Origin of the sequence: Paenibacillus sp. S-38 (assembly GCF_049942825.1) — a bacterium.
In the GTDB taxonomy this organism is placed as follows: domain Bacteria; phylum Bacillota; class Bacilli; order Paenibacillales; family NBRC-103111; genus Paenibacillus_G.
The window spans coordinates 3,236,171-3,257,071 of record NZ_CP187970.1; the positions used below are offsets into that span (position 1 = coordinate 3,236,171).

Genomic DNA, 20,901 nt, shown 5'->3' on the forward strand with positions numbered 1-20,901 from the left:
GGCCAAGATTGCTATTCCCTTTTGAACGCAAGATTGGTATGCTTAAGGGGAGAGTAGTGGAATGAAGGGATTGACACAGCACGTATGAAATTTGCAGTTCTGGATTTTGAAACGACCGGGAGCACGACTGCGGATCGCATAATCCAAGTCGGGCTCTTTATTATAAATGATCAAGACATCACGGACAGGTATACTTCTCTCGTCAACCCGGGCGTAAGTATACCTTCTGCTATAACGGCACTTACCGGTATTACGGATGAGATGGTGAAGGAAGCGCCTTCGCTGGATACCGTAATGGCGGAGATGGTGCCTTTACTCGAAGAATCGGTCCTTGTCGGACATAATATTGCTTTTGACCTGGCATTCCTGCAGCGGGCACTTGACGAAACGGGGTACTTTCCGTTCGATGGCCGTGTACTGGACACGATGGATGCCCTTCGCGTTCTCTTCCCCGGACTTGGATCGCTTCAGCTCTCGATGGCCTGCCAGGCGCTGGGGATTGTCCACGAACGTCCGCACCAGGCCGACAGCGATGCCGAAGTGACCGCAGCCCTGTGGAGCCGCTGCATCGATCGATTTCAAGGGCTTCCTCTGATGACGCTTCAGCGCATGGAGATGGTGTTCGCCGATTCCGCAAGCGATTTCGGATGGTTTGTCCAGGAGATGCTGCAGTACAAAGAGCTTCATTCGCCGCTTGATCCCGATGCTGACCGCTATTTCAGGCAATTTGCGCTGAACGTGCAGGAGTGGGGCGATGAAGAGCCGGTTCGCACACCGGAGGAAGTCCGGCAGCTGCCCGATGACTTCGGGGATTTCTATGAAGGTCTCCGCACGGCGCTGAAGACGAAGTTCGCGGCCTATGAGGAACGCGAGGCGCAGGTTCAGATGATCAATGAAGTGGAGCAGGCGTTCGAGCAGGAGCGCCACCTTATCATTGAAGCGGGGACCGGTACAGGCAAGTCGCTGGGGTATTTGATCCCATCCCTCTATTACGGGATCAAGCACGACGAGAAGGTGGTGATCTCCACCCACACGATTAACCTGCAGGAGCAGCTGAGGGAACGGGATGTTCCGCTGCTGCATGAGCTCTTTCCAATCGGCTTCGAAGCTTCCGTTCTAAAGGGAAGAAGCCACTATCTCTGTCTCCGCAAATTCGAACAGAAGATGAATTTGATGGATTTCGAGCACGGCAAAGAAGACCGCGTGACCGCAGGGCAAATGCTGGTGTGGCTTGGAGAGACGAAGCACGGAGATGAGGAAGAGCTGCATTTTGTTGGGCGGGGACGCCAATTCTGGCATTCGGTCGAAAGCGATACAGAATCCTGCCTGAACCGCGCATGCCCCTGGTTTAAGCGATGCTTCTATCACCGGGCTAGACATGAGGCGAGCTCGGCTGATGTAATTATAACGAACCACTCTCTCTTGTTCACAGATACCAAGGCGGAGAATCGTCTGCTGCCGGCATACAAGCATCTTGTAATAGACGAGGCCCACCATTTTGAGGATGTCGCAGGGAAGCATCTGGGCATTGAGCTGCATTATCATGGGCTTGCTAACGCCATCTTCTGGCTCTACAAGGACAGCCGGGCCGGACAGCTTTCCTCACTGCGATTCAGACTTCAGCGTCATGAAGACGAGAAGGCGAAGGCCTGGTGCACGCTGATTGACGAGGCAGTAGAGAAGCTGCTGCTTCTGAAGGAAGAGTGGGAGAACCTCTCCGAGCTTCTTTACCAGTTACTAGTCTCCCGCAGCGATCCATCTCAGCAGAGCGAAGGGAATGCACTGGTGTTCCGTCTGCGCAAAGAAAGTCTGCCGTCGGGCTGGGAGAAGCTGATGGTGACGGAAGAAAATATCATGCTTCTGTTCAACGATACGCTGAAAAAAGTGGAACGCCTGGTCTCGGACATCAAAGAAGTACAGGACGATTACGACGTGCAGGGTGTTCTTACCGATCTCAGCGGCTCGGTCAAAGAGCTGCACCGGCAGAGAGATGCCCTGCACTTCTTCATGACCATGCCGGATGAGAACTATGTGTATTGGATGGAAGCCGGATTATACAACAAGAACCGCTCGCTCCAGCTGTCTTCTGTGCCGATTGACGTGAGTTCAATGCTCCAGACGCAGTTCTTCGGCGTGAAGGACAGCGTGATTCTCACTTCGGCCACCTTGTCAGTCGGTAAGTCCTTCGACTATACCTGCGAGCAGCTGGGGCTGAAGAAGGCCGAAGAGAATGGGAAGCTTCATACGGTGCTGCTGCCATCTCCATTCAATTACAGGGAGCAGGCGCTGGTTGTCATCCCGAGAGACTTTCCTACGCTCAAGGGAGCGGCGGGAGAGAAGGAGTTCATGGACCGGCTGATTCCGTCGCTGGCGGAAGTAGCTCTACAGACACGCGGCCGCATGCTGGTGCTCTTCACTTCCAACCGGATGCTGAAGCTGGCTCATGCCGGACTCAAGGATATGCTCGCTTCCTTCGGGATTACGGTGCTCGGACAGGGCGTTGACAGCAGCAACCGGAGCAAGCTGACGCGGTTGTTTCAAAACAGCAAAGCCTGTGTGCTGCTCGGTACGAGTTCCTTCTGGGAGGGTGTCGATATTCCTGGAGATGCCCTGACCTGCCTGGCGATTGTACGGCTTCCTTTCCAGCCGCCCAATCACCCTCTCGTGGAAGCCAAGACAGAGAAGCTGAAGCAGCGGGGCATGAACCCGTTCATGAAGCTGTCGGTACCCCAGGCGGTCATCCGCTTTAAGCAGGGCTTCGGCCGGCTTGTGCGGACCGCGGCCGATAAAGGCATCGTGATCATCTACGACACGAGAGTGATTGATACGCAGTACGGCAAGTATTTTCTGTACTCGCTCCCGGGTCCCAGAATCGAGCATATGAACTCGGGTCAGCTCGTGCCAAGAATAAAGCAGTGGATGGGTGAGAACGAAGCATGAAGACGATAAAAATATCGGAAGCGGTTGTCCGCAGGCTGCCGATCTATCTCAGGTTCCTCAGTGAGCTCAGTAAAAAAAATGTACAGACTGTCTCCTCCCAGGATCTTGGCGTAAAGCTGGATCTTAACCCCGCCCAAATCCGCAAGGATCTCGCTTATTTCGGGGAGTTCGGCAAAAAAGGGATCGGTTATGATGTAGATTACCTCATCGAGAAGATCCGCCAGATCCTCAAACTGGACAAAGTGATCCCCGTCGCCCTGGTGGGCGCGGGGAATCTGGGAAGGGCGCTTTGCAATTATAACGCTTACTTGAAGGATAACATGAAGATTGTCGCCGTATTCGATGCACAGGAAGCGAAAATCGGCGAATCGATCAATAACCTAAAGGTGAAACCGATGTCGGAGCTGAACCAGGTCATTCAGGACGCGAAGGTTCGCATCGGGATCATCACGGTGCCGGCGGCAGAAGCCCAGGAGGTAGCGGATCGGTTCGTAGAAGCAGGCGTGGAAGCGATTCTAAATTTTGCTCCTCTGATCATAAAGGTTCCCACCGAGGTTCGGGTGCACCATGCCGACTTTACTACCGAGCTTCAAAGCCTGGCCTACTATTTGGACTAATTTGAACCACACCATGTAAATATAGTGAACATAAAAAAGCCTGGAGCCAAGCTCCGGGCTTTTCTTGCACTAATCTCAATTAAAGGCTGAAAATAATTTTGTAAATAAGGTAAGCAAGAAGCATGGAGATGGGAATCGTAATGACCCAGGTCATCACCATGCGGGTAACCGTCGCCCACTTCACATCATGAAACCGCAGGACCGAACCCGTACCGATGATGGAGGACGAGATGACATGCGTGGTGGAGAGCGGCATGCCAAGATGCGTAGAGATCTGAATGACAATGGAAGAGTTCAGATCCGACGCGAAGCCGTTGACCGGCTCGATCTTCAGAAGCTTCTTGCTCATCGTCTTAATGATGCGCCAGCCGCCGATCGATGTGCCGAGACCCATCGCGGTTGCTGCGGAAAGCTTCACCCAGAGAGGGACATCCAGCGTGTCCTGGTATCCCATCGAGACGAGACCGAAGACGATAATTCCCATAGCCTTCTGGGCGTCATTCCCGCCGTGGGAGAAGGAGAGCAGAGCGGCCGAAATCACCTGGAAGCTCCGGAACGTACGGTTGAGCTTCGTCCGGGAGCTGTTTCCGCTCACGACAATAAGCTGCCGGATAATCCACATAATAATGAACCCGGTAGCAAAGGCCACGATAGGCGATAGGACGAGAATAAGAACGATGGATTTGAAGCCGGCCCAGTTCAGAGCCCCCATTCCGGCGCCGGCGATAACCGCTCCCGCAAGGGAACCGATCAGCGTATGCGAAGAGGAGGAAGGGATTCCGTAGTACCAGGTAAGCAGGTTCCAGATAATCGCAGAGATCAGGGCCGCCATAACTATATGCATGCCGTTCTCAATGGTGGCCGGGTTGGCTACCGAACCACCGACCGTCTTCGCAACCTCCGAGGAGAAGATGGCTCCGACAAAATTCAAAGTCGCTGCACCGATCACCGCGACTCTCGGGCTCAAAGCACGGGTCGAGATGGAAGTGGCAATGGCGTTGGCCGTATCATGAAAGCCGTTAATGAAGTCAAAGAGCAGCGCCAAAGCTACAATGATGATAATGGTTGTTAACATGGGTTCCTCCCTAAAGCTGCCGCTGGATCAAGTGGTGGGTTGGATTAGCAAACAGGTCCCGTTAGGAGTAACGCAGGACTACGCTGTCTAAGATGTCGGCCACGTCCTCGCAGGCATCCGTTGTTTCTTCCAGACGCTCGTACAGCTCTTTAAGCTTAAAGTCGTGATACGGGTCTTTCGGATTCATGAAGATCTCACGAATCCCTTCGCGCATCAGACGGTCAGCTTCGTTCTCAAGGGAGTTGATCTGTACCGTGTGCTCGGAGAGCTGCATGTATTTTTTCTTGGCCAGAAGCTTGAAGGCATCGAGAATGTGCTGACAGCTGGCCACGATGACTGCGGAGAATTCCTTCATATAATTATCGGAAACCGTAATGTTTAAGTAATCGAAACGGGCGATGGTGGCTTCGATGCCGTCGAGCACGTCGTCGAGCTTGGTGGCCAGGGTCATGATGTCCTCACGGTCGAGCGGCGTGATAAAAACCTTGTTCAGCCCTTTGTAGATCTGGTGTGTGATTTGGTCCCCTTTATGTTCGAGATCCTTCAGCTGCGGGTAGAAGTTGGCCGGCGGCTCGGTACCCATCACCGCATCGCGGAATTTCTGCGCAGCATCCAGTGTGTTTTCCGACGCTTTGATCAAGAGCAGCAAAAAGTCGGTGTCGTTTTTTTTGGTAAAAAGCATTGTTTTTGGCCTCCCAAGATTGTGAAAGATTGTGAAATTTACAATAAAAACATATTTTTTTCGGGTTTTATGTAGAAAAACAGCCCAAATTCACACAAAATTAAAAATAACATACTCATGTAATGATTTGCAATCTTAGTTTGTCCTTCAAGCTTCATTCTAATGAATGTTAAGGGGTGCCAGCAAGAGGGGCGTGCTCTGGTCAGCTTGATTTCTCTTCTTCTAATGTTGTACATTGAAATCAAGGCGGTAAAGGCTGCGAGAGGAGTATAAAAGTGAAAAAAACGAGAATAGATAACGGCATTTTTATTACCATGAACGAGGAAAATCCGGTGATCACCGGTACGATGATCGTGGAAGGCAGCCGGATTGTGTACATAGGAGAAGCGCCTCAGGGCGAGCTTGGTGAATGTGACGAACGTGTGGACGGAAAGGGCAAGCTTTTCCTCCCGGGCTTTGTTAACACACACGGGCATGCCGCTATGTCTCTGCTGCGGGGCTACGGGGACGATATGGCCCTCCAGCTGTGGCTGCAGGAGAAGATGTGGCCCATGGAAGCGAAGTTTACGGCGGCGGATGTCCGCAGCGGCACGCTTCTCTCGATCCTTGAGATGGTGAAGGGCGGAACCACGACGTTCGTAGATATGTACGATCATATGAACGAAGTGGCCAAAGCCGTGCAGGAGAGCGGTCTGCGTGCCTGCCTGACGCGCGGCGTCATCGGTCTCTGCCCGAGGGATGTGCAGGACGCAAAACTCGAAGAAGCGGTCCGCTTCGCGAAGGACTGGCATGGCGGAGCGGACGGACGGATCACGGCGATGATGTCCCCGCATGCGCCGTATACTTGTCCGCCGGACTATATCGAACGGATCGTGGCCGCGGCACATGAGCTGAATCTTCCGATACATACCCATATGTCCGAAACGGCCCGGGAAGTACAGGAGAATGTGGAGCAGTACGGTGCGCGTCCCGTGGCCCATCTCGAGAAGCTTGGCGTGTTCTCGCGGCCGACGCTCGTAGCTCACGGCGTTCATCTCACAGATGAAGAGATCGGCATCCTGAAGCAGTACGATGTTAGAGTATCCCACAACCCGAACAGCAACCTCAAGCTGGCCAGCGGGGTGGCGCGCGTACCTGAATTGCTGAAAGCAGGCGTCCTGGTCTCGCTGGGAACCGATGGGGCGGCGAGCAACAACAATCTGGATATGCTCGAAGAGATTCGCTTGGCGGCTTTGATTCATAAAGGGGTCTCGGGCGATCCGGTAGCCGTACCGGCTTGGGATGCGCTGAAGCTGGGAACCTTGGACGGAGCGCGCTCCATCTGGTTGAAAGACGTAGGTACTCTGCAGCCGGGCATGAAAGCCGACTTTATTGCAATGGATATAGACCAGCCCCACTTCTACCCGCGCACGAACCTGATCTCTCATGTGGTCTATTCCGCGACTTCCAGAGACGTTACCGATGTGTGTGTGGACGGGCAGTGGCTCATTCGCGGCAGGGAATGCCTGACCCTCGATGAAGAGAAAATCATGTATGAGGCCCAGTCCGCCTTCGAACGGCTGACATCCGCATAAGACGCTTTTGCTAAGGAGGGGATAAGCATTGCGCAAACGATGGAAGGTCCTTCTCCTGACGGGCGCTGCGGTAACCGCTGTATTTGCCGGGGGCGGCTTAGTTTTTCAATCGGTCATGGAACCGGTATGGTCGGGTCAGCGCCAGGCGGTTCAGGCTGCATATGAGAAGACGGTGCTGGCGAAGGTGAACAAGGTCGAGCAGTTCGTGGGTGATGAAACTTATACAGTCATTACCGGCGAGGATAAGATCGGCCAAGGCATCTTTGTTTTTGCAGCCGGAGATAAGATTCGGACCGAACCGGCCCCGGCCGCCATGAACGCGGAAGCCGCCGCAGCCAAGGTAACCGGGAAGGTGCCTGGAGCGGAGGTGCTCCGGGCCATGCCCGGCATACAGAATGGAGCACCCGTATGGGAAGTGTTCTATAAAATAGAGCCTGAGGATAAACCGAAGCAGTATTTCTACGATTATTACACATTCACAGACGGACAGCCGATCGATACCTGGAATCTTACCTTGCGCTGAAGCATGGAGGTCCAGGCGAGGGAGGCGTGATCCGGCAAGCAGCAGATTGGCAAGTCCGGATTCGGCCGTGACAGCACCTGCGCAACAGATCAAAGCCGCGAAGGACGAAGCTGATTCAGCATCCCACCGCGGCTATTTCTGTAACTCTAAAGAAAAATTTAGGGATTTCACGATTTTTCCACACATTACATCGCCAATCGTATATATCCTGTGATATACTCTCTATATGCCTAAGACGATATATTCTATGAAAGGGGGACGCTAGCTCATGAAGTTACGTCTCTTACCAGTCATTCTTAGTGTCCTTGTGTCGTCGTCGTTGTTGTTCGGTGGCTATTTTGCTTACCAAAGCTTTGCAATGGAAAGTCCGCTGCAGAAGACCGTGTCGGGAATCAAGGGAGTCGAGCTGGTATCCATGGATTTGAGCAGTACGGCAGCAACTATGGAGATTAAGATCGAGAAGGGAACCTCGCTTCGCGAAGTCTATCACCAGATTCAAAGCCAAGGCGGTACGGCGCTTGCCCGTAAAGATCTGAAACTGAAAGTGACCAATCCGGGCTCTGCCCGTTTGGAACAGTGGTGGTCTACTGCGCTGTTCGATATAGCCCAAGCCATGGAGACGAAGCAGTACGCGCAAATTCCTGCAACACTGAAGCAGAAAGCAGCCCAAGCGGATCAGACCGGAGGTGCCGCCATTACAGCCACCACCGAGATGGACGACAACTATGTGTACATCACGCTGATGGACGGAGATGCGAGCAAGTACATCATGCTGCCTCGCGCTGCTGCCAAAATGGGGGTGTGGCCTAATGAGTAAATACGGCAAAGAGATCCTGATCGGCTTTGTCCCGGTCCTCATTGTGTTTCTTTTCTTCCTTAATGTGAATGTGGTTCCGATCATCTTCATGTCAGTTATTCTCGGAACGTTCCTTTATATGGCCCGCGCCCGCAACGGCATGGGCGTAGGTACGGCTGAGCGCAAGACGCGTGCCCAGGCGCCTAAGCCGATGTCGTTCGAAGATATCGGCGGTCAGGAGCGTGCGAAGCGCGAGCTCAAAGAAGCGCTCGATTTTCTGATCCGTGCTGAAGATATTCAGCGCCTCGGCATCCGTCCGCTGAAGGGCATTCTGCTGACAGGCCCTCCGGGAACAGGGAAAACGCTGATGGCGAAAGCCTCCGCCCATTACACCAATTCGGTGTTCCTGGCCGCTTCGGGCAGTGAATTTGTTGAGATGTATGTAGGTGTCGGTGCCTCCCGGATCCGCGACCTGTTCAAGGAAGCGCGCACTCGTGCGGCGAAAGAGAACAAGGAGAGCGCCATTATTTTCATCGATGAGATTGACGTCATCGGCGGCAAGCGGGATGGCGGCCAGCATAAAGAGTATGACCAGACGCTGAACCAGCTGCTGACAGAGCTCGACGGGATCCATACGGCCGACGCTCCCCGGATTCTGATCATGGGGGCAACCAACCGGAAGGAAATGCTGGACAGCGCACTTCTGCGTCCGGGTCGTTTTGACCGTCATATCGAAGTGGACCTCCCTGACAAAAAGGGCCGTCTCCATATATTAAACATCCACGCAAAAAATAAACCACTTGCCGACAATGTAAATTTGGAAGCTATCGCACAGGAAACGTTCCACTTCTCCGGTGCCCAGCTGGAGAGCCTGATGAACGAAGCTGCGATCTACGCAATGCGTGAAGAATCCGAAGTGATCGGCCAGCAGCATCTCTCGCTGGCGGTCGACAAAGTGATGCTCGGTGAGAAGACGGACCGTGAATCCACGAAGGAAGAACGGGAGCGCGTGGCGATGCACGAACTCGGACATGCTATAGCGGCGGAGCTTGTGCGTCCGGGCTCGGTATCTCAAGTATCGCTCAGCCCGCGCGGCAAGGCATTGGGCTTTGTCCGCCATAACCCGCAGGCTGACCAGTATCTCTATACGAAGCAGCATATCGAGAACCAGATCATCGTGGCGCTGGCAGGTTCGGTTGCCGAAGAAATGTTCTACGGCGGCCGCAGCACAGGTTCGCGCAACGACTTCGAGCAGGCGCTTAACATGGTCCGCACAATGATGGATTCCGGGCTTACCCGTCTTGGTATCATCGACCGCGAGATGGTGACCAAGGAAGAGCTGATGAAGGAGAATGCGGCGATTCTCCAAGAGCTGACCTCCACGACACGGGCGATGCTCGAACGCCACCGCATCGTATTCGAGCAGTCCCTCGATATTCTGATTGCCGAGGAAGTACTCTCCGGTGACCAGTTCCGCAGCCTTCTTACGAAATCGGTGACTCCTCAGATTGCCTGATTTTGCAGATAATTGAAGCAAACCCGTAAACCGCAGGCTCACGCCTGCGGTTTCTTTGTGCTGCGCCTTGAAAACGGCTGAAAGAGAGGAAATTTGGAGAAAGTGCAACTTTTATGAGGTTTGGTAGTCTAATATAATGGTAGATTTCGCCACATATACCCTTCGTTCTGCCGGAAGCCCCAGGGTGTCCCGGCATTCTACATAAGAATTGTAAAATTACAGGAAATAAGAGGTGCATAATGAAAGCTTTAACTGCTTGGTTCACTCTGTTGATCCTGTCGCTCTTGATGCTGCCGGCGGCTGCCGGCGCCGCGGCTCCCGCCATTCAGCTGTTCATGGACGGTGTGGCGCTGAAGCCTGAGGTGGCTCCGCGCATTGTGAACGAAAGCACGATCGTCCCGATCCGCGTCATCGCCGAATCCCTAGGCTCCAAAGTGGCATGGAACGAGAAGGCACGCAAGGTGACGCTGAGCAAAAACGGGACGACCATTGAACTGGTGATCGACAAGAAAGCGGCGACCGTCAACGGCAAGGCTTTTGCCCTGGAGGCGGCCCCCGTCATCGTGGAGGGCAGCACGATGCTGCCGGTCCGTTTCGTCAGCGAGCAGTTTGGCGTGGAAGTGAAATGGGATAACGCAGCGAGATCCGTCTACCTGACGAAGCCGGAGGAGCCTGAGACAGGCACAGTCGCAGGCGGACAAGCCCCTGCGGGAACTCCTGCAGCCGGCGATGCACAAGATATCCCTGCAGGACAGCCGGCTGCCGGTGAGCCGGTCAAAGCGGGAGACACCGGGAAGGCGGAGGAGCCGAAAACCGGGACCGAGGAATCCGTGAAGCCGTCCGAGGGCCAGGCGTCCGATAATGGAACGGCGCCAAGCGCGCCGGAGACGAGCAGCGGCGTCCTCACTGGCGAGAAGACCGTCACGCCGGAAGGAACGCAGTCGACAGGCGAGAAGACCGTGACATCGGACAATGCGGAGTCGACGGGCGAGAAGGAAGCCTCGGGTCAGCTCGCCACCGTCCAATCCATCACGCTGACCGGCGATGTGCTCAGTATCCAGAGTGATAAGGGGGCGCAGTTGAAGCCGGGCGTGTTCCGTCTGGCCAATCCCGAGCGGCTGATCATCGACCTTCCGGGCGCGGTGCTTGGTGAAGCACTGACCGCCAACCTGAAGGGATTGAAGGAAGGCAAGCTCCCGCTGACCGGCGGGACCGTTACCGGAATTCGGTATTCTCTATTTTCAAAAGAAGATTCTATCGTTAGAATAGTAGTAGATTTGTCCCAGCGTTCCGATCTATCTCTCGCGGCCGGAAGCAAACCTGGCGAGCTTACCGGTAAAATCGTGCCGGGCAAGACCCGTTTCCGTGTCGTCATCGATGCGGGGCACGGAGGCAAGGACAGCGGGGCCATCTCGTTGCAGAAACGCAAGGAGAAGGATTACGTATTACAGCAGGCGCGCAAAGTCGCGGACCTGCTCAAAACCGACTCCCGGCTTGAGGTGATCATGACCCGCTCCGACGATACGTTCATTGAACTCGGGGGACGGACCGATATGGCGAACAACGCGCAGGCAGACCTGTTTGTTTCCATTCACGCCAATACCGCCGGCAAAGAAAGTATCCGGGGGACCGAGACCTATTATTACACCGAGCAGAGCCGCGAATTTGCCGCCCTGATCCACAAGTACTTGCTGGAGGCGACCGGGTTTCCGGACCGGAAAGTGAAGCAGGAGCGCTTCTATGTGATCCGTAATACGATGATGCCTTCCGTGCTGCTTGAAGTCGGGTTTCTTTCGAACGCCGCAGATGAAGGGCAGCTGTATCAGGACGAATTCCAGAACCGGGTCGCTGCGTCCATCGTTGCTGCCATCAAGAAGCAGTTGAATCTCGAGTAAGGAGTGGGTAACGATGCAACAATCATGGCTGAAAGTGACGGCAGCGGCAGCTATTGCCGTACTCCTGGCTGCAGGCTGCGGCCAGAAGGCGCCGCTTTCGGGTGAAGCGCCGGCACCTCCATCCCAGAATGCAGCTGTACCGGCTCCCGCCGCGGAGCCGAAACCGGGCACCGGCACGTCAGAGCCCGCCAAGGAGACGCCTGTAAAGCAGGAGCCGAAGACGGACGAGAAGCAGCTGACGATCAAAGCTTACTTCAGCGATGCACAGCTGGAGAAGCTCGTGGAGAAAAGCGTCAAAGTGACTTACAAAGCGGACAAGGACAAGTATCTGGCCGCGCTGAACAGCCTGAAGAAGGCGCCGGATGCCGATACGATGACCTTGTTCAAAGGGTTCACCTTTAAGAAAGCCGATCTGAAAGAGGGTCAGCTGACCGTCGATCTATCGATGGCTGAGGAGAGCCGGCTGGGTTCCGGTGGGGAAGAGCTGCTGCTTCAAGCGCTCCAGAAGACCTTGTTCCAATTCGAGGAAGTGGGGAGCATCGATGTGCTCCTGGACGGCCAGCCGGTCGACAGCCTCATGGGGCATATGGACCTTCCGCACCCGATCAAACGGCAGTAGAACAAATGAAAGTGCAAGCTGCATTAGACTGAGAGGAGCCATACATGATGAGCAAGAAACATAACCAAGCGCGCAGGCTGGCGGCCGCCGTACTGGCTTTGACGCTGGCGGTGGGCAGTCCGGCCTATGCAGCGGAAACTTCCACGGGAGGAAGCTCCGCGGCAGCGGCCGATACGGCCTCTCAGCGGTTCTCGGATGTGAGCGCCGAGCACTGGGCGATCAAGCATATAACGAAGCTGGCAGCCCTTGGTATTATCGAAGGGTACGAGCGGAAGGAATACCGTCCGGAGAATTCCGTGACCCAGCAGGAAGTGGTCGTGATGGCCCTCCGCATGATGGGACTGGAATCGGAGGTACAGAAGAATAAGGCGGAGACGGTGCTGCCGGTATCCGTCAGCGATTATGCCAAGCCGTATATTGCGTATGCGTTTGACAAAGGGTTAATTATTCCGGCTGAAGAGGTGGAAGAAACTGCAGCCAAGGTGAACTGGGGCACGAAGGAGGCAAGCCGGGAGTGGGTCGCCAAGCTTGTGATCCGTGCCATCGGCAAAGAGCAGCTTGCCGAAGAGCTGGAAGGGGAAAACTCTTCCTTCAACGATTCGAAGGACAACTCCGAGTGGGCCGGCGGGTATATTAACGCGGCCGTATCGCTCAAGATCGTGCAGGGCTTCGAAGACGGAGGTTTCAAGCCGCAGGGCAAAGTGACCCGGGCACAGATGGCTACGTTCCTGAGCCGGGCGGACAAGGAGATGGTCAGCCGTCCGAAGAATATCGTAACGGGCTATGTCCTGGAGCTGACCGACCGGAAGCTGAAGCTCCTGAACTCGAATGAAGAGACGGTGGAATATACGGTGTCTTCGGATACGGCCGTGTACAATGCGAAAGACGATTCGCGGATTGCTCTGTCCAACATTAAGCTGACCAATGAAGTGTATTTGGTGGTGAAGGGCAGTGCGGTGTCTTACCTCGAGCTGACGAACGAAGAACAGAAGCTTGAAACCTTCGAAGGCACGCTGAGCAAGATGTACCTTGACCAGATGATGGTTTCGCTCCAGCAGGGCAATCAGGATACCTTATATCCTTTGTCAGCGAATGTGTCGGTAACGGACCATGAGGGTAGAGGGCTCAGCCTGAGCTCCGTCGTACCGGGTACGATCGTCGAGCTTAAGCGCAATACGCTGCTTAAGGAAGAGAAAATATCTCTAATCGTAGTGAAGCAGCTTCCGATCAGCAAGACCGCAGAGGGCACCATCCTGAGCATAGAGGCGGACAAAGGGCAGATTTCGTTCCAGGAAAGCACCACCGGGCTTCCGGAGAACTATGGCATCTCGCTCCAGACCTCGGTGAAGACGGCGGAGGGAACCGCATCGGATATCACCAAGCTGCGGGTAGGCGATAATGTCACCTACGAAATCAAAGACAACGTGCTGCAGAATATTACGATCCGCAAGCAGGCGGATTACGGACAGTCCGTGCAGGCGACCATGACCAGCCTGAACGAGGACAAGACCATTCTTACCGTGAGCAAAAGCGGTGAGGGTCTTGGCGCCTACTACATAGCGGACAATGTGGCCGTCACGATCGACGGACTGCAGAACGCGTCCCTCTATGATCTCGAATCCGGCGATGAACTGAAGCTGGAGCTGCTTAACGATAAAGTGGTGGGGATTACCGTCACTTCGCGTTCGATCAAGCAGTATATTTACGCTAGCCTCATTGGTTATGATTCTGAAACGAAGTTAGTGACCATTAATTCTGATACTGGCGGAGGAGCGTTCAAGCTTTCAGAGAATACAGTGATTCGCTACCAAGGGTCGAAGATTGACCTGAGCCAATTCCAGACCGTATTCATCGGCAGCTCCACCAGCACGAATACGCGGAAATCCAGAGTGGATCTGAAAGTGTCAAAAGATAAGATTGTCCAGATTGAGAATACGCAGTATGTGGACGGGACGATCACCCAGCTGACGAACAACAGCAATATTGCCAATGATCTCACGATCCGTACCGCCGGCGGACAAAACTTGACCTTTAAGGTCAATAACGGAACACCGGTTGAAGTGGAGGGCAAAGCGACCGCTGCTCTGACCGACTTGAAGGTAGGCGATCTCGTGCGGGTTACGCCGACATTTGCCCAAGACTACGTTACGAAGATCTCAACGCTGAAATCCGGCGTCTATAAGGTGCTCCTAACCAATGCGACTTCTCGTGAAGTCCAAGCGAAGGATGCAAGCGGCAAAACCGTAAAGTTCACGGTCGAGAACGACGACAAGATCTACAACCCGGGTCAAGCCACCCATACCTTCAGCCAAATCGGCATTGACGAGTTCATCACGGCTACCATTGTCGGCACCAAGGTGGACACGGTTACGATCCAGAACGTACAGCGGGGCAAAGTAACCGGTGTGGATGCTGCGGCGGGAACCGTGACACTGCAGGCATCCGGCGGCGCCGTGCAGGTTGTTAATGCCGGAACAGGCGCGAGCGTGAAGCAGGGGACAGCGGTGATCGGAACGATCAGCTCCCTGAAGCCGAACGACCGGGTGGAAATTCGCAAGGACGAGAACGGCAAGTACGTCATCGAGCTGGCGTCTGTCAGCAAACGCACGGTGAGCGGCTATGACAGCGTTCTGAAGCAGATGATCTTCAAGGCCGGTGCGAATAACGAGAAGACGAACTATAATCTGCTCACCAAGGCATATCTGCACAAGGGCAGCGAAACGGTGGCGGCGGGTTCCTTCAAGGCGGATGAAGAAGTGAACGTGTACGTGATCGACGATAAGATCTACGAGCTTGAGAAGTAAAAGCGTCCTTATTTTCTTCCTTAAAACTTTTTAAGGTATGAAACTTTTTTAGCCAGAGATCGTCTGTGTAAAAGGAGGTAGCTCCGGATGCCAGGCGGTCTTTTCTTATGAGCAGGATCCGACTTGTAATGCCAGTGGGGTTCTCCAAAAAAAATAAAACTTTGTTTTTCGTAAAAAGTTCGTATTTTGTCGGCATTAGTCATTGATTACACAGGAACGATTCGGTAAACTGAAAGAAACAAACGGAACAGGAGAGGGAACGATTGAACAATACTCAAGCCAGAGTTATACTAGACACCATCGCCGGCATGTTCCCTGACGCTCACTGTGAGCTGAACCACTCCAATCCGTTTGAGCTTACAATCGCCGTACTGCTGTCCGCGCAGTGCACGGACGAGACGGTGAATAAGGTGACCGCTACGTTATTCAGCAAATACCGGAAGCCGGAGGATTATCTTGCCGTTCCTCTTGAGGAGCTGGAGCAGGATATCCGACGGATTGGACTGTACCGCAACAAGGCGAAGAATATCCAGGCGCTCTGTGCCATCTTGTTGGACAAGTACGATGGTGAAGTGCCACAGGAGCATGAGAAGCTCGTAGAGCTTCCCGGCGTAGGCCGCAAGACCGCCAATGTGGTCGTATCGAACGCATTCGGCGTGCCGGCCATTGCTGTGGATACGCACGTAGAACGGGTGTCCAAGCGTCTTGGCTTTGCGGCTCATAAGGACTCCGTGCTGGAAGTGGAGAAGAAGCTGATGAAGCGGGTTCCCCGCGAAGAATGGACGGATACGCACCACCGCCTGATCTTCTTCGGACGCTACCACTGCAAGGCGCAGAATCCCAACTGCGGGGAATGCCCCCTGCTCGATTTGTGCCGCGAAGGGAAAAAACGTATGAAAACGAACCCGACTAGGAAACCTATACCAAAAGCGAAACCAAGCAAAACGGCGACAGTTTGAAAAAAGAAAGGACAGGATAAGCAATGAAATGTATTTCTGTGTACACCAGCGATTTTGAGGTATTCTCCGACATTTATGAGAAGGTGCTTCAAACCCCTCTGGAGGAGAACGAAGAGAAGCAGGTAGAGGGCATTACGGTATCGGAGTCGGGCAGTGTGCCGGAGAACTATCTGATCCGGATGAAGCAGCGTCCAGAGGTGGTTGTGATGAAGGTGAAGGACCGTGACATTACGATCCTGCAGCACCGTGACGTGTTCGAAATTTTTATCCCGGAAACGGAAAATATGGTACACTAAAACCGAAGCGATTCGGTTTTTTTGTTTATAAGGAAAATCGATTCCGGGAATCGAACCATAGAAGACCCTGAATACAAGGGTTGACAGAGACTTAGGCAGGGGTAGGAGAGACGATGACGACTGGCAGAACGGCGGGCGAAACCGCAGTGAAGGACAAGAACGAAGAGCTGGGGAACACAGAGGCGAGAGGCACGGCGGGCGATCCGGCGATGCGGGAGGCTGTCCGTTCCCTGCTGGTTAAGGTAGAGCAGGCTGGGGATGACGAAAACGCACGAAAGCTGAAGCAGCTGCTGGCCAAGGCGGAGAGCGGACGGCTCTATTTGGCATTCTGCGGACACTTCTCCGCGGGCAAATCGAGCCTGATCAACCGGTTGTGCGGGCATCCGCTGCTGCCGTCTTCACCCATCCCGACAAGCGCGAACATTGTGTCTATTGTTTCGGGTGAGGCTGGAGCGCGGGTGATTTACCGGGAGCAGGCTGCGGATGGTTCCCCTAGGGTGGACCGGGTGGCGCTCGAGGATCTGGCGGAGCACTGCCGCAACGGCGTGGACATCGAAACGGTGGAGATCGCCTATCCGATCCCGCTTCTCGGGGAAGAAGCGGCGCTGCTGGACACGCCGGGGATCGATTCCACGGACGATGCGCATCATCTGGCCACGGAGTCGGCGCTGCATTTGGCCGACGTGGTGTTCTATGTCATGGACTACAACCATGTGCAATCGGAGATCAACCTCTCCTTCACCAAGAAGATGACGGAGTGGGGCAAGCCGCTCTATCTTATCATTAACATGGTCGACAAGCATCGGGAGCAGGAGGTATCTCTGGAAGCCTACCGCGAGGGTGTACGGGAAGCTTTTGCTTCCTGGGGCGTGAGGCCGGACGGTATCGTATACACCTCGGTGAAGGTGCCGGATCACCCGGCCAGCCAATGGAGCCGGCTCGATTGGCTGCTTCGCGAGCTGATCTCCCTGCGGGAGCCGTTGGTCCATCTCAGCCTGGAGAAGTCGGCCAAAGCGCTGGCCGGCGCCCATGCCGCCAAGATGGCGGAGGCGAACGAGCCGGCGAAAGAAGCCATCCGCGCGAAGCTGGAGGAGGGCGGCGTGGATATTGCCGCCGCGCAGGCGGAGCAGGAACGGCTGGCTGCGGAGCTCGCCAGGCTGGATGAGCTGCCGCGTACGCTCGACGCCGCCCTGCGCAAGGACGTGGGGGCGGTGCTTGACAACGCCAACATCACCCCGGCGGTAACGCGGGACCTCGCGCATGCGTATCTCGAGAGCCGCCGGCCGGGCTTCAAGGTCGGCTGGTTCGGCAGCGCCGCGAAGACGAAGGCCGAACGGGATGCACGGCTCTCTGCGCTGCACAAAGACTTCGCGTCGCAGCTGGAGACGCAGGTGGAGCGGCATGTGCAGCAGGCGGTGAAGTCGAGGCTGGAGGGGCAGGGGCTGCCCTTGGCCCAGGTGACGGAGGCGGCCGACCGCATTGGTGCGGAAGTGACGCCGGCGTGGCTAGCGGCTCAGGTCAACGAGGCCGCCTCATTCGGCGGCGAGTACACGCTGACGTACTCGAAGGGTATTTCGGCTGAGGCGAAGGCGCTCTACCGCCAGGCGGCGCTTACCGCCGGCGAAGCGCTGCTCGCACAGCTGGATGCCGCGCTAGAGGCGCAGCGCGCCGCCCTGCGCGGGCAGCTCGCGGAGCTCGAGGCGCGCCTTGGCGGCCTGCGCGAGCTCGACGCGCTCGCCGCCGCCGAGGCGGCCTACGGCGCTGCGCTGCTCGCGCCCCTGCCGGCCGCGCCGGCGCCCGCGCTGCCAGCGCCGGCCAGCGCGCCGGGCGCAGCGGACGGCACGGCGCCGCCGGCCGCGGCGCCCGCCGGGCAGCCCCATAGCGAGGGACTCGCTTTGGGGCTGCAGCGGGCGGGCCGCGGGGCGGCGCCTGCCGGCGGAGCCGCGCTGGGCGCGGAGGCGCACCGCGCGAAGCTGTGCCAGGCGGCGGAGCGCCTGCGGGCGGCCGCCGGCGAGCTGGACGGCACGGCCGCGCTCGCGAGCATCCGGCGCTCGCTGCTCGATAAGGCGGAGCGCCTCGGGCAGAGCCGGTTCACGATCGCGCTGTTCGGCGCGTTCTCGGCGGGCAAGTCGTCCTTCGCCAACGCGCTGATCGGGCAGCGTGTGCTGCCGGTGTCGCCGAATCCGACGACGGCGGCGATCAACAAGATCCTGCCGCCGGCGCCTGAAGCGGGCTGGCCGCACGGCACGGCCAAGGTGCGGATGAAGAGCCGCGAGCGGCTGCTCGACGATGTGCTGTATTCGCTCGGCGTGCTCGGGATCCATGCCGAAGGAGAGAAGGCGGCGCTAGAGGCAGCCAAGGGGCTGCAGCCGGCCCAGATTCCGGGCAAAGGCAAGCCCCACTACGCTTTTCTGAAGGCGGTGGAAAAGGGCTGGGCGGAGATGAGCCCGAAGCTGGGGGAGGAGCTCAAGGTCTCCTCCGAGGAATTCGGCGCCTACGCGGCGGAAGAGGCCCGCTCGTGCTTCGTCGAGGAGATCGAGCTGTACTACAACAACCCGCTCACTGAGCAGGGGGTTGTGCTCGTCGATACGCCGGGAGCGGACTCCATCAACGCACGTCATACCGGCGTGGCCTTTGAGTATATCAAGAATGCGGACGCGATTCTGTTCGTAACCTACTATAACCACGCCTTTTCGCATGCCGACAGGGAGTTCCTGCTCCAGCTCGGCCGGGTGAAGGACAGCTTCGAGCTTGACAAAATGTTCTTCATCGTCAATGCGGCTGACCTGGCTTCTTCTCCCGAGGAGCTCGAGGGGGTTGTCTCCCACGTGGAGAGCAACCTGCTGCAGCACGGCATCCGGCACCCCCGGATCTACCCGCTGTCGAGCTATTATGCGCTGCAGGGCAAACTCGCAGGCGATGCGGAAGCCGTGGAAGAGACGGGCATTCTCCGCTTCGAGCGGGAGTTCGTGCGCTTCACGTTCGGCGAGCTGACCGAAATGGCGGTGCGTGCCGGCGATGCGGAAGTGAAGCGGGCCGCCGACGTGCTGAGCTACTTCATGGAGCGGGCTACGGCGGATGCTTCCGAGAGAGAGCGGGAAGCGGCCCAGCTGAGGGAATCGCTCAGCGGCGCCCTGCGGCGGCTCGAATCGCCGGGCTTGGATGCGGAGCAGCGCGAGCTCTCCAAGGACGTGGCGGAGCTGCTGTACTATGTGAAGCAGCGAACGACCTACCGGTTCGGGGAGCTGTTCAATCATGCGATCAACCCGGCGGTCTTCCGGGAGGACAACCGGGATCCGAAGGCGATCCTTGTGTCCGCCTGGGAAGACCTGCGCCGGATGATCACCTTCGACCTGACCCAGGAGGTGCTCGCCACCACGCTGCGTATCGGCAACAAAGTCAATGCGCTGCTGCGGGGGACGGAGCAGGCTTGGGCGGAAGAGGTGCGCCGGGGCGGGATCGATTCCTTCGAAGCTCCGGAGTTCCGGGCGATGGAGCTGAAGACGCCGGAGCTTACCGCCCAGCTGAGGGTTGACCTCACTGCCAAGTGGCTCGGGGGCTTCTTCAAGAACGCGAAGCAGTTCTTCGAAGGCGAAGGCAAGGCGCAGCTGCGCAAGGAGCTTGAGGCGCTGCTCATCGCGCCGATGACTGCCTTTGCGGAGGAGCAGACGCAGACTCTGCAGGCCGTATACGCCGCACAGCTGCAGGATGGCGCAGCGGAGCGTGCCGAAGCGATGCGGCAGGCGCTGCAGGAGCATGCGGGCGGCCTGCTCGAAGCGCTCGAAGCGAAAGTCGACCTGCCGGCGCTGCGTACGAAGCATACGCGGCTTCTGGAGTGTCTTGAGCCGCAGAAATCAAACATGTAACCGGATGAAGCCGGCGGAGGGATCCGCCGGCTTTTCTGGTTGTCTATCGGAAAACCAGCGAGGCCTATCGGTTCAGACGGTCGCCGGGGAACCGGATTCCGACGGCCGGAGGCATGCGGATCCGGGAAGCGGCGCCAGCGCCGAAGGCCTGCAGTTTTCCTCAACCTAGTCATAAGCCAGCAGGGAGTGCACCGACCGCAGAACGGTATAGACAGAACTGGGATGCCGCCCAGCCGACCCTTCAGCAGGTCCGAGAGCAGCCAATGAGGGTTGCCGGGTGATGCCCGGGCTGCCTTTCGACAGACCGGCGGGATGGAGATCTCAGGATTATACCGTTGAGCAGCAGTTCGAACAGGAAGCCATACGCCTCTATCGTCATCAAGCCTTCGAAAAGGGATCACAGTTGGTGTGTTTGGTGTCTCGCGCTGTTACGGAACGGTGCGGGGATCCCCACCTCCCGGCGAAAGCCGGCTGCTCCAGTGCGACGATCTCAGCGCACTGTATGATCTAAATTGATGTGCTTTTTTGGTGAAAGTGGCCCGGCAAGTACCCGTTTCCCGCCCCTTATGAAAGGGTGGAGGTGCAGACGAATCTACGAGATGCCCTGGCGCTTTTTTCTGTCGGACACAAAATCGACTAAGTTTTTGTGAAAGGGTTTACATTCAGACAATTCCGCATGATTTGGGCGAAAAAGAGGGGCTCAGTCCTTCAGATGAGAAGATATGAAGAAATATCTGGA

Annotated in this window: 14 protein-coding genes; 12 read left to right on the forward strand and 2 right to left on the reverse strand. The window is 56.3% G+C overall.

Annotated elements, in window-relative coordinates; all coding sequences use genetic code 11:
- Positions 1 to 84: 84 nt before the first annotated feature.
- The gene (dinG, locus tag ACP26L_RS14975; protein ID WP_426453625.1) at positions 85 to 2,940 is read left to right on the forward strand and encodes an ATP-dependent DNA helicase DinG; all 2,856 of its coding nucleotides are present in this window, start codon (positions 85 to 87) and stop codon (positions 2,938 to 2,940) included.
- A complete protein-coding gene (locus ACP26L_RS14980; protein WP_426453627.1) occupies positions 2,937 to 3,557 on the forward strand; it encodes a redox-sensing transcriptional repressor Rex in 621 nt (206 codons plus the stop codon). Before dinG ends, ACP26L_RS14980 begins: the two co-directional genes overlap by 4 nt.
- A 79-nt stretch (positions 3,558 to 3,636) precedes the next feature.
- On the opposite strand, the gene ACP26L_RS14985 is transcribed toward ACP26L_RS14980, so the two are convergent.
- Both ACP26L_RS14985 and ACP26L_RS14990 read right to left on the reverse strand, forming a co-directional pair.
- Positions 3,637 to 4,632, reverse strand: a complete 996-nt coding sequence (locus ACP26L_RS14985; protein ID WP_426453628.1) for an anion permease — start codon at positions 4,630 to 4,632, stop codon at positions 3,637 to 3,639.
- 61 nt (positions 4,633 to 4,693) lie between these two features.
- On the reverse strand, positions 4,694 to 5,314 hold the full coding sequence (locus ACP26L_RS14990) for a DUF47 domain-containing protein (RefSeq protein ID WP_426453630.1): 621 nt from the start codon (positions 5,312 to 5,314) through the stop codon (positions 4,694 to 4,696).
- A gap of 275 nt (positions 5,315 to 5,589) precedes the next feature.
- On the opposite strand from ACP26L_RS14990, the gene ACP26L_RS14995 reads away from it, so the two are divergent.
- The 10 genes from ACP26L_RS14995 to ACP26L_RS15040 all read left to right on the forward strand — a co-directional run bounded on the left by ACP26L_RS14995 (position 5,590) and on the right by ACP26L_RS15040 (position 20,162).
- Positions 5,590 to 6,888, forward strand: coding sequence for an amidohydrolase (locus ACP26L_RS14995; RefSeq protein WP_426453632.1), 1,299 nt, complete (start codon positions 5,590 to 5,592; stop codon positions 6,886 to 6,888).
- Positions 6,889 to 6,916: 28 nt separating this feature from the next.
- Complete coding sequence (locus ACP26L_RS15000) at positions 6,917 to 7,411, forward strand: DUF5590 domain-containing protein (protein ID WP_426453634.1); 495 nt, start codon at positions 6,917 to 6,919, stop codon at positions 7,409 to 7,411.
- 268 nt (positions 7,412 to 7,679) lie between these two features.
- Complete coding sequence (locus ACP26L_RS15005; RefSeq protein WP_426453636.1) at positions 7,680 to 8,228, forward strand: hypothetical protein; 549 nt, start codon at positions 7,680 to 7,682, stop codon at positions 8,226 to 8,228.
- Entirely contained in the window at positions 8,221 to 9,723 is a 1,503-nt protein-coding gene (locus ACP26L_RS15010; RefSeq protein WP_426453637.1) for an AAA family ATPase, read from the forward strand. Before ACP26L_RS15005 ends, ACP26L_RS15010 begins: the two co-directional genes overlap by 8 nt.
- 239 nt (positions 9,724 to 9,962) lie before the next feature.
- The gene (locus ACP26L_RS15015; RefSeq protein WP_426453639.1) at positions 9,963 to 11,618 is read left to right on the forward strand and encodes an N-acetylmuramoyl-L-alanine amidase; all 1,656 of its coding nucleotides are present in this window, start codon (positions 9,963 to 9,965) and stop codon (positions 11,616 to 11,618) included.
- Between the two features lie 13 nt (positions 11,619 to 11,631).
- Positions 11,632 to 12,237 (forward strand): GerMN domain-containing protein, encoded by a 606-nt coding sequence (locus ACP26L_RS15020; RefSeq protein ID WP_426453640.1) that lies wholly within the window; start codon positions 11,632 to 11,634, stop codon positions 12,235 to 12,237.
- A 47-nt stretch (positions 12,238 to 12,284) separates the two neighbouring features.
- Positions 12,285 to 15,041: an S-layer homology domain-containing protein gene (locus ACP26L_RS15025; RefSeq protein ID WP_426453642.1), complete on the forward strand. Its 2,757-nt coding sequence runs from the start codon at positions 12,285 to 12,287 to the stop codon at positions 15,039 to 15,041.
- Positions 15,042 to 15,304: 263 nt separating this feature from the next.
- The gene (nth, locus tag ACP26L_RS15030; RefSeq protein ID WP_426453643.1) at positions 15,305 to 16,000 is read left to right on the forward strand and encodes an endonuclease III; all 696 of its coding nucleotides are present in this window, start codon (positions 15,305 to 15,307) and stop codon (positions 15,998 to 16,000) included.
- Between the two features lie 23 nt (positions 16,001 to 16,023).
- Positions 16,024 to 16,296 carry a hypothetical protein gene (locus ACP26L_RS15035; protein ID WP_013916561.1) on the forward strand — a complete coding sequence of 91 codons (273 nt, stop codon included), beginning with the start codon at positions 16,024 to 16,026 and terminating at the stop codon, positions 16,294 to 16,296.
- A gap of 113 nt (positions 16,297 to 16,409) precedes the next feature.
- On the forward strand, positions 16,410 to 20,162 hold the full coding sequence (locus tag ACP26L_RS15040; protein WP_426453645.1) for a dynamin family protein: 3,753 nt from the start codon (positions 16,410 to 16,412) through the stop codon (positions 20,160 to 20,162).
- The last annotated feature ends 739 nt before the right edge of the window (positions 20,163 to 20,901 follow it).

Bases quoted from the DNA above. Each gene is read 5' to 3' on its own strand.
- ACP26L_RS15020 (WP_426453640.1), top strand. From the start codon at position 11,632: ATGCAACAATCATGGCTGAAAGTGACGGCAGCGGCAGCTATTGCCGTA.
- ACP26L_RS15015 (WP_426453639.1), top strand. From the start codon at position 9,963: ATGAAAGCTTTAACTGCTTGGTTCACTCTGTTGATCCTGTCGCTCTTG.
- dinG (WP_426453625.1), top strand. From the start codon at position 85: ATGAAATTTGCAGTTCTGGATTTTGAAACGACCGGGAGCACGACTGCG.
- ACP26L_RS15005 (WP_426453636.1), top strand. From the start codon at position 7,680: ATGAAGTTACGTCTCTTACCAGTCATTCTTAGTGTCCTTGTGTCGTCG.
- ACP26L_RS14980 (WP_426453627.1), top strand. From the start codon at position 2,937: ATGAAGACGATAAAAATATCGGAAGCGGTTGTCCGCAGGCTGCCGATC.
- ACP26L_RS14990 (WP_426453630.1), bottom strand. From the start codon at position 5,314: ATGCTTTTTACCAAAAAAAACGACACCGACTTTTTGCTGCTCTTGATC.
- ACP26L_RS15010 (WP_426453637.1), top strand. From the start codon at position 8,221: ATGAGTAAATACGGCAAAGAGATCCTGATCGGCTTTGTCCCGGTCCTC.
- ACP26L_RS15025 (WP_426453642.1), top strand. From the start codon at position 12,285: ATGAGCAAGAAACATAACCAAGCGCGCAGGCTGGCGGCCGCCGTACTG.
- ACP26L_RS14985 (WP_426453628.1), bottom strand. From the start codon at position 4,632: ATGTTAACAACCATTATCATCATTGTAGCTTTGGCGCTGCTCTTTGAC.
- ACP26L_RS15040 (WP_426453645.1), top strand. From the start codon at position 16,410: ATGACGACTGGCAGAACGGCGGGCGAAACCGCAGTGAAGGACAAGAAC.
- ACP26L_RS15035 (WP_013916561.1), top strand. From the start codon at position 16,024: ATGAAATGTATTTCTGTGTACACCAGCGATTTTGAGGTATTCTCCGAC.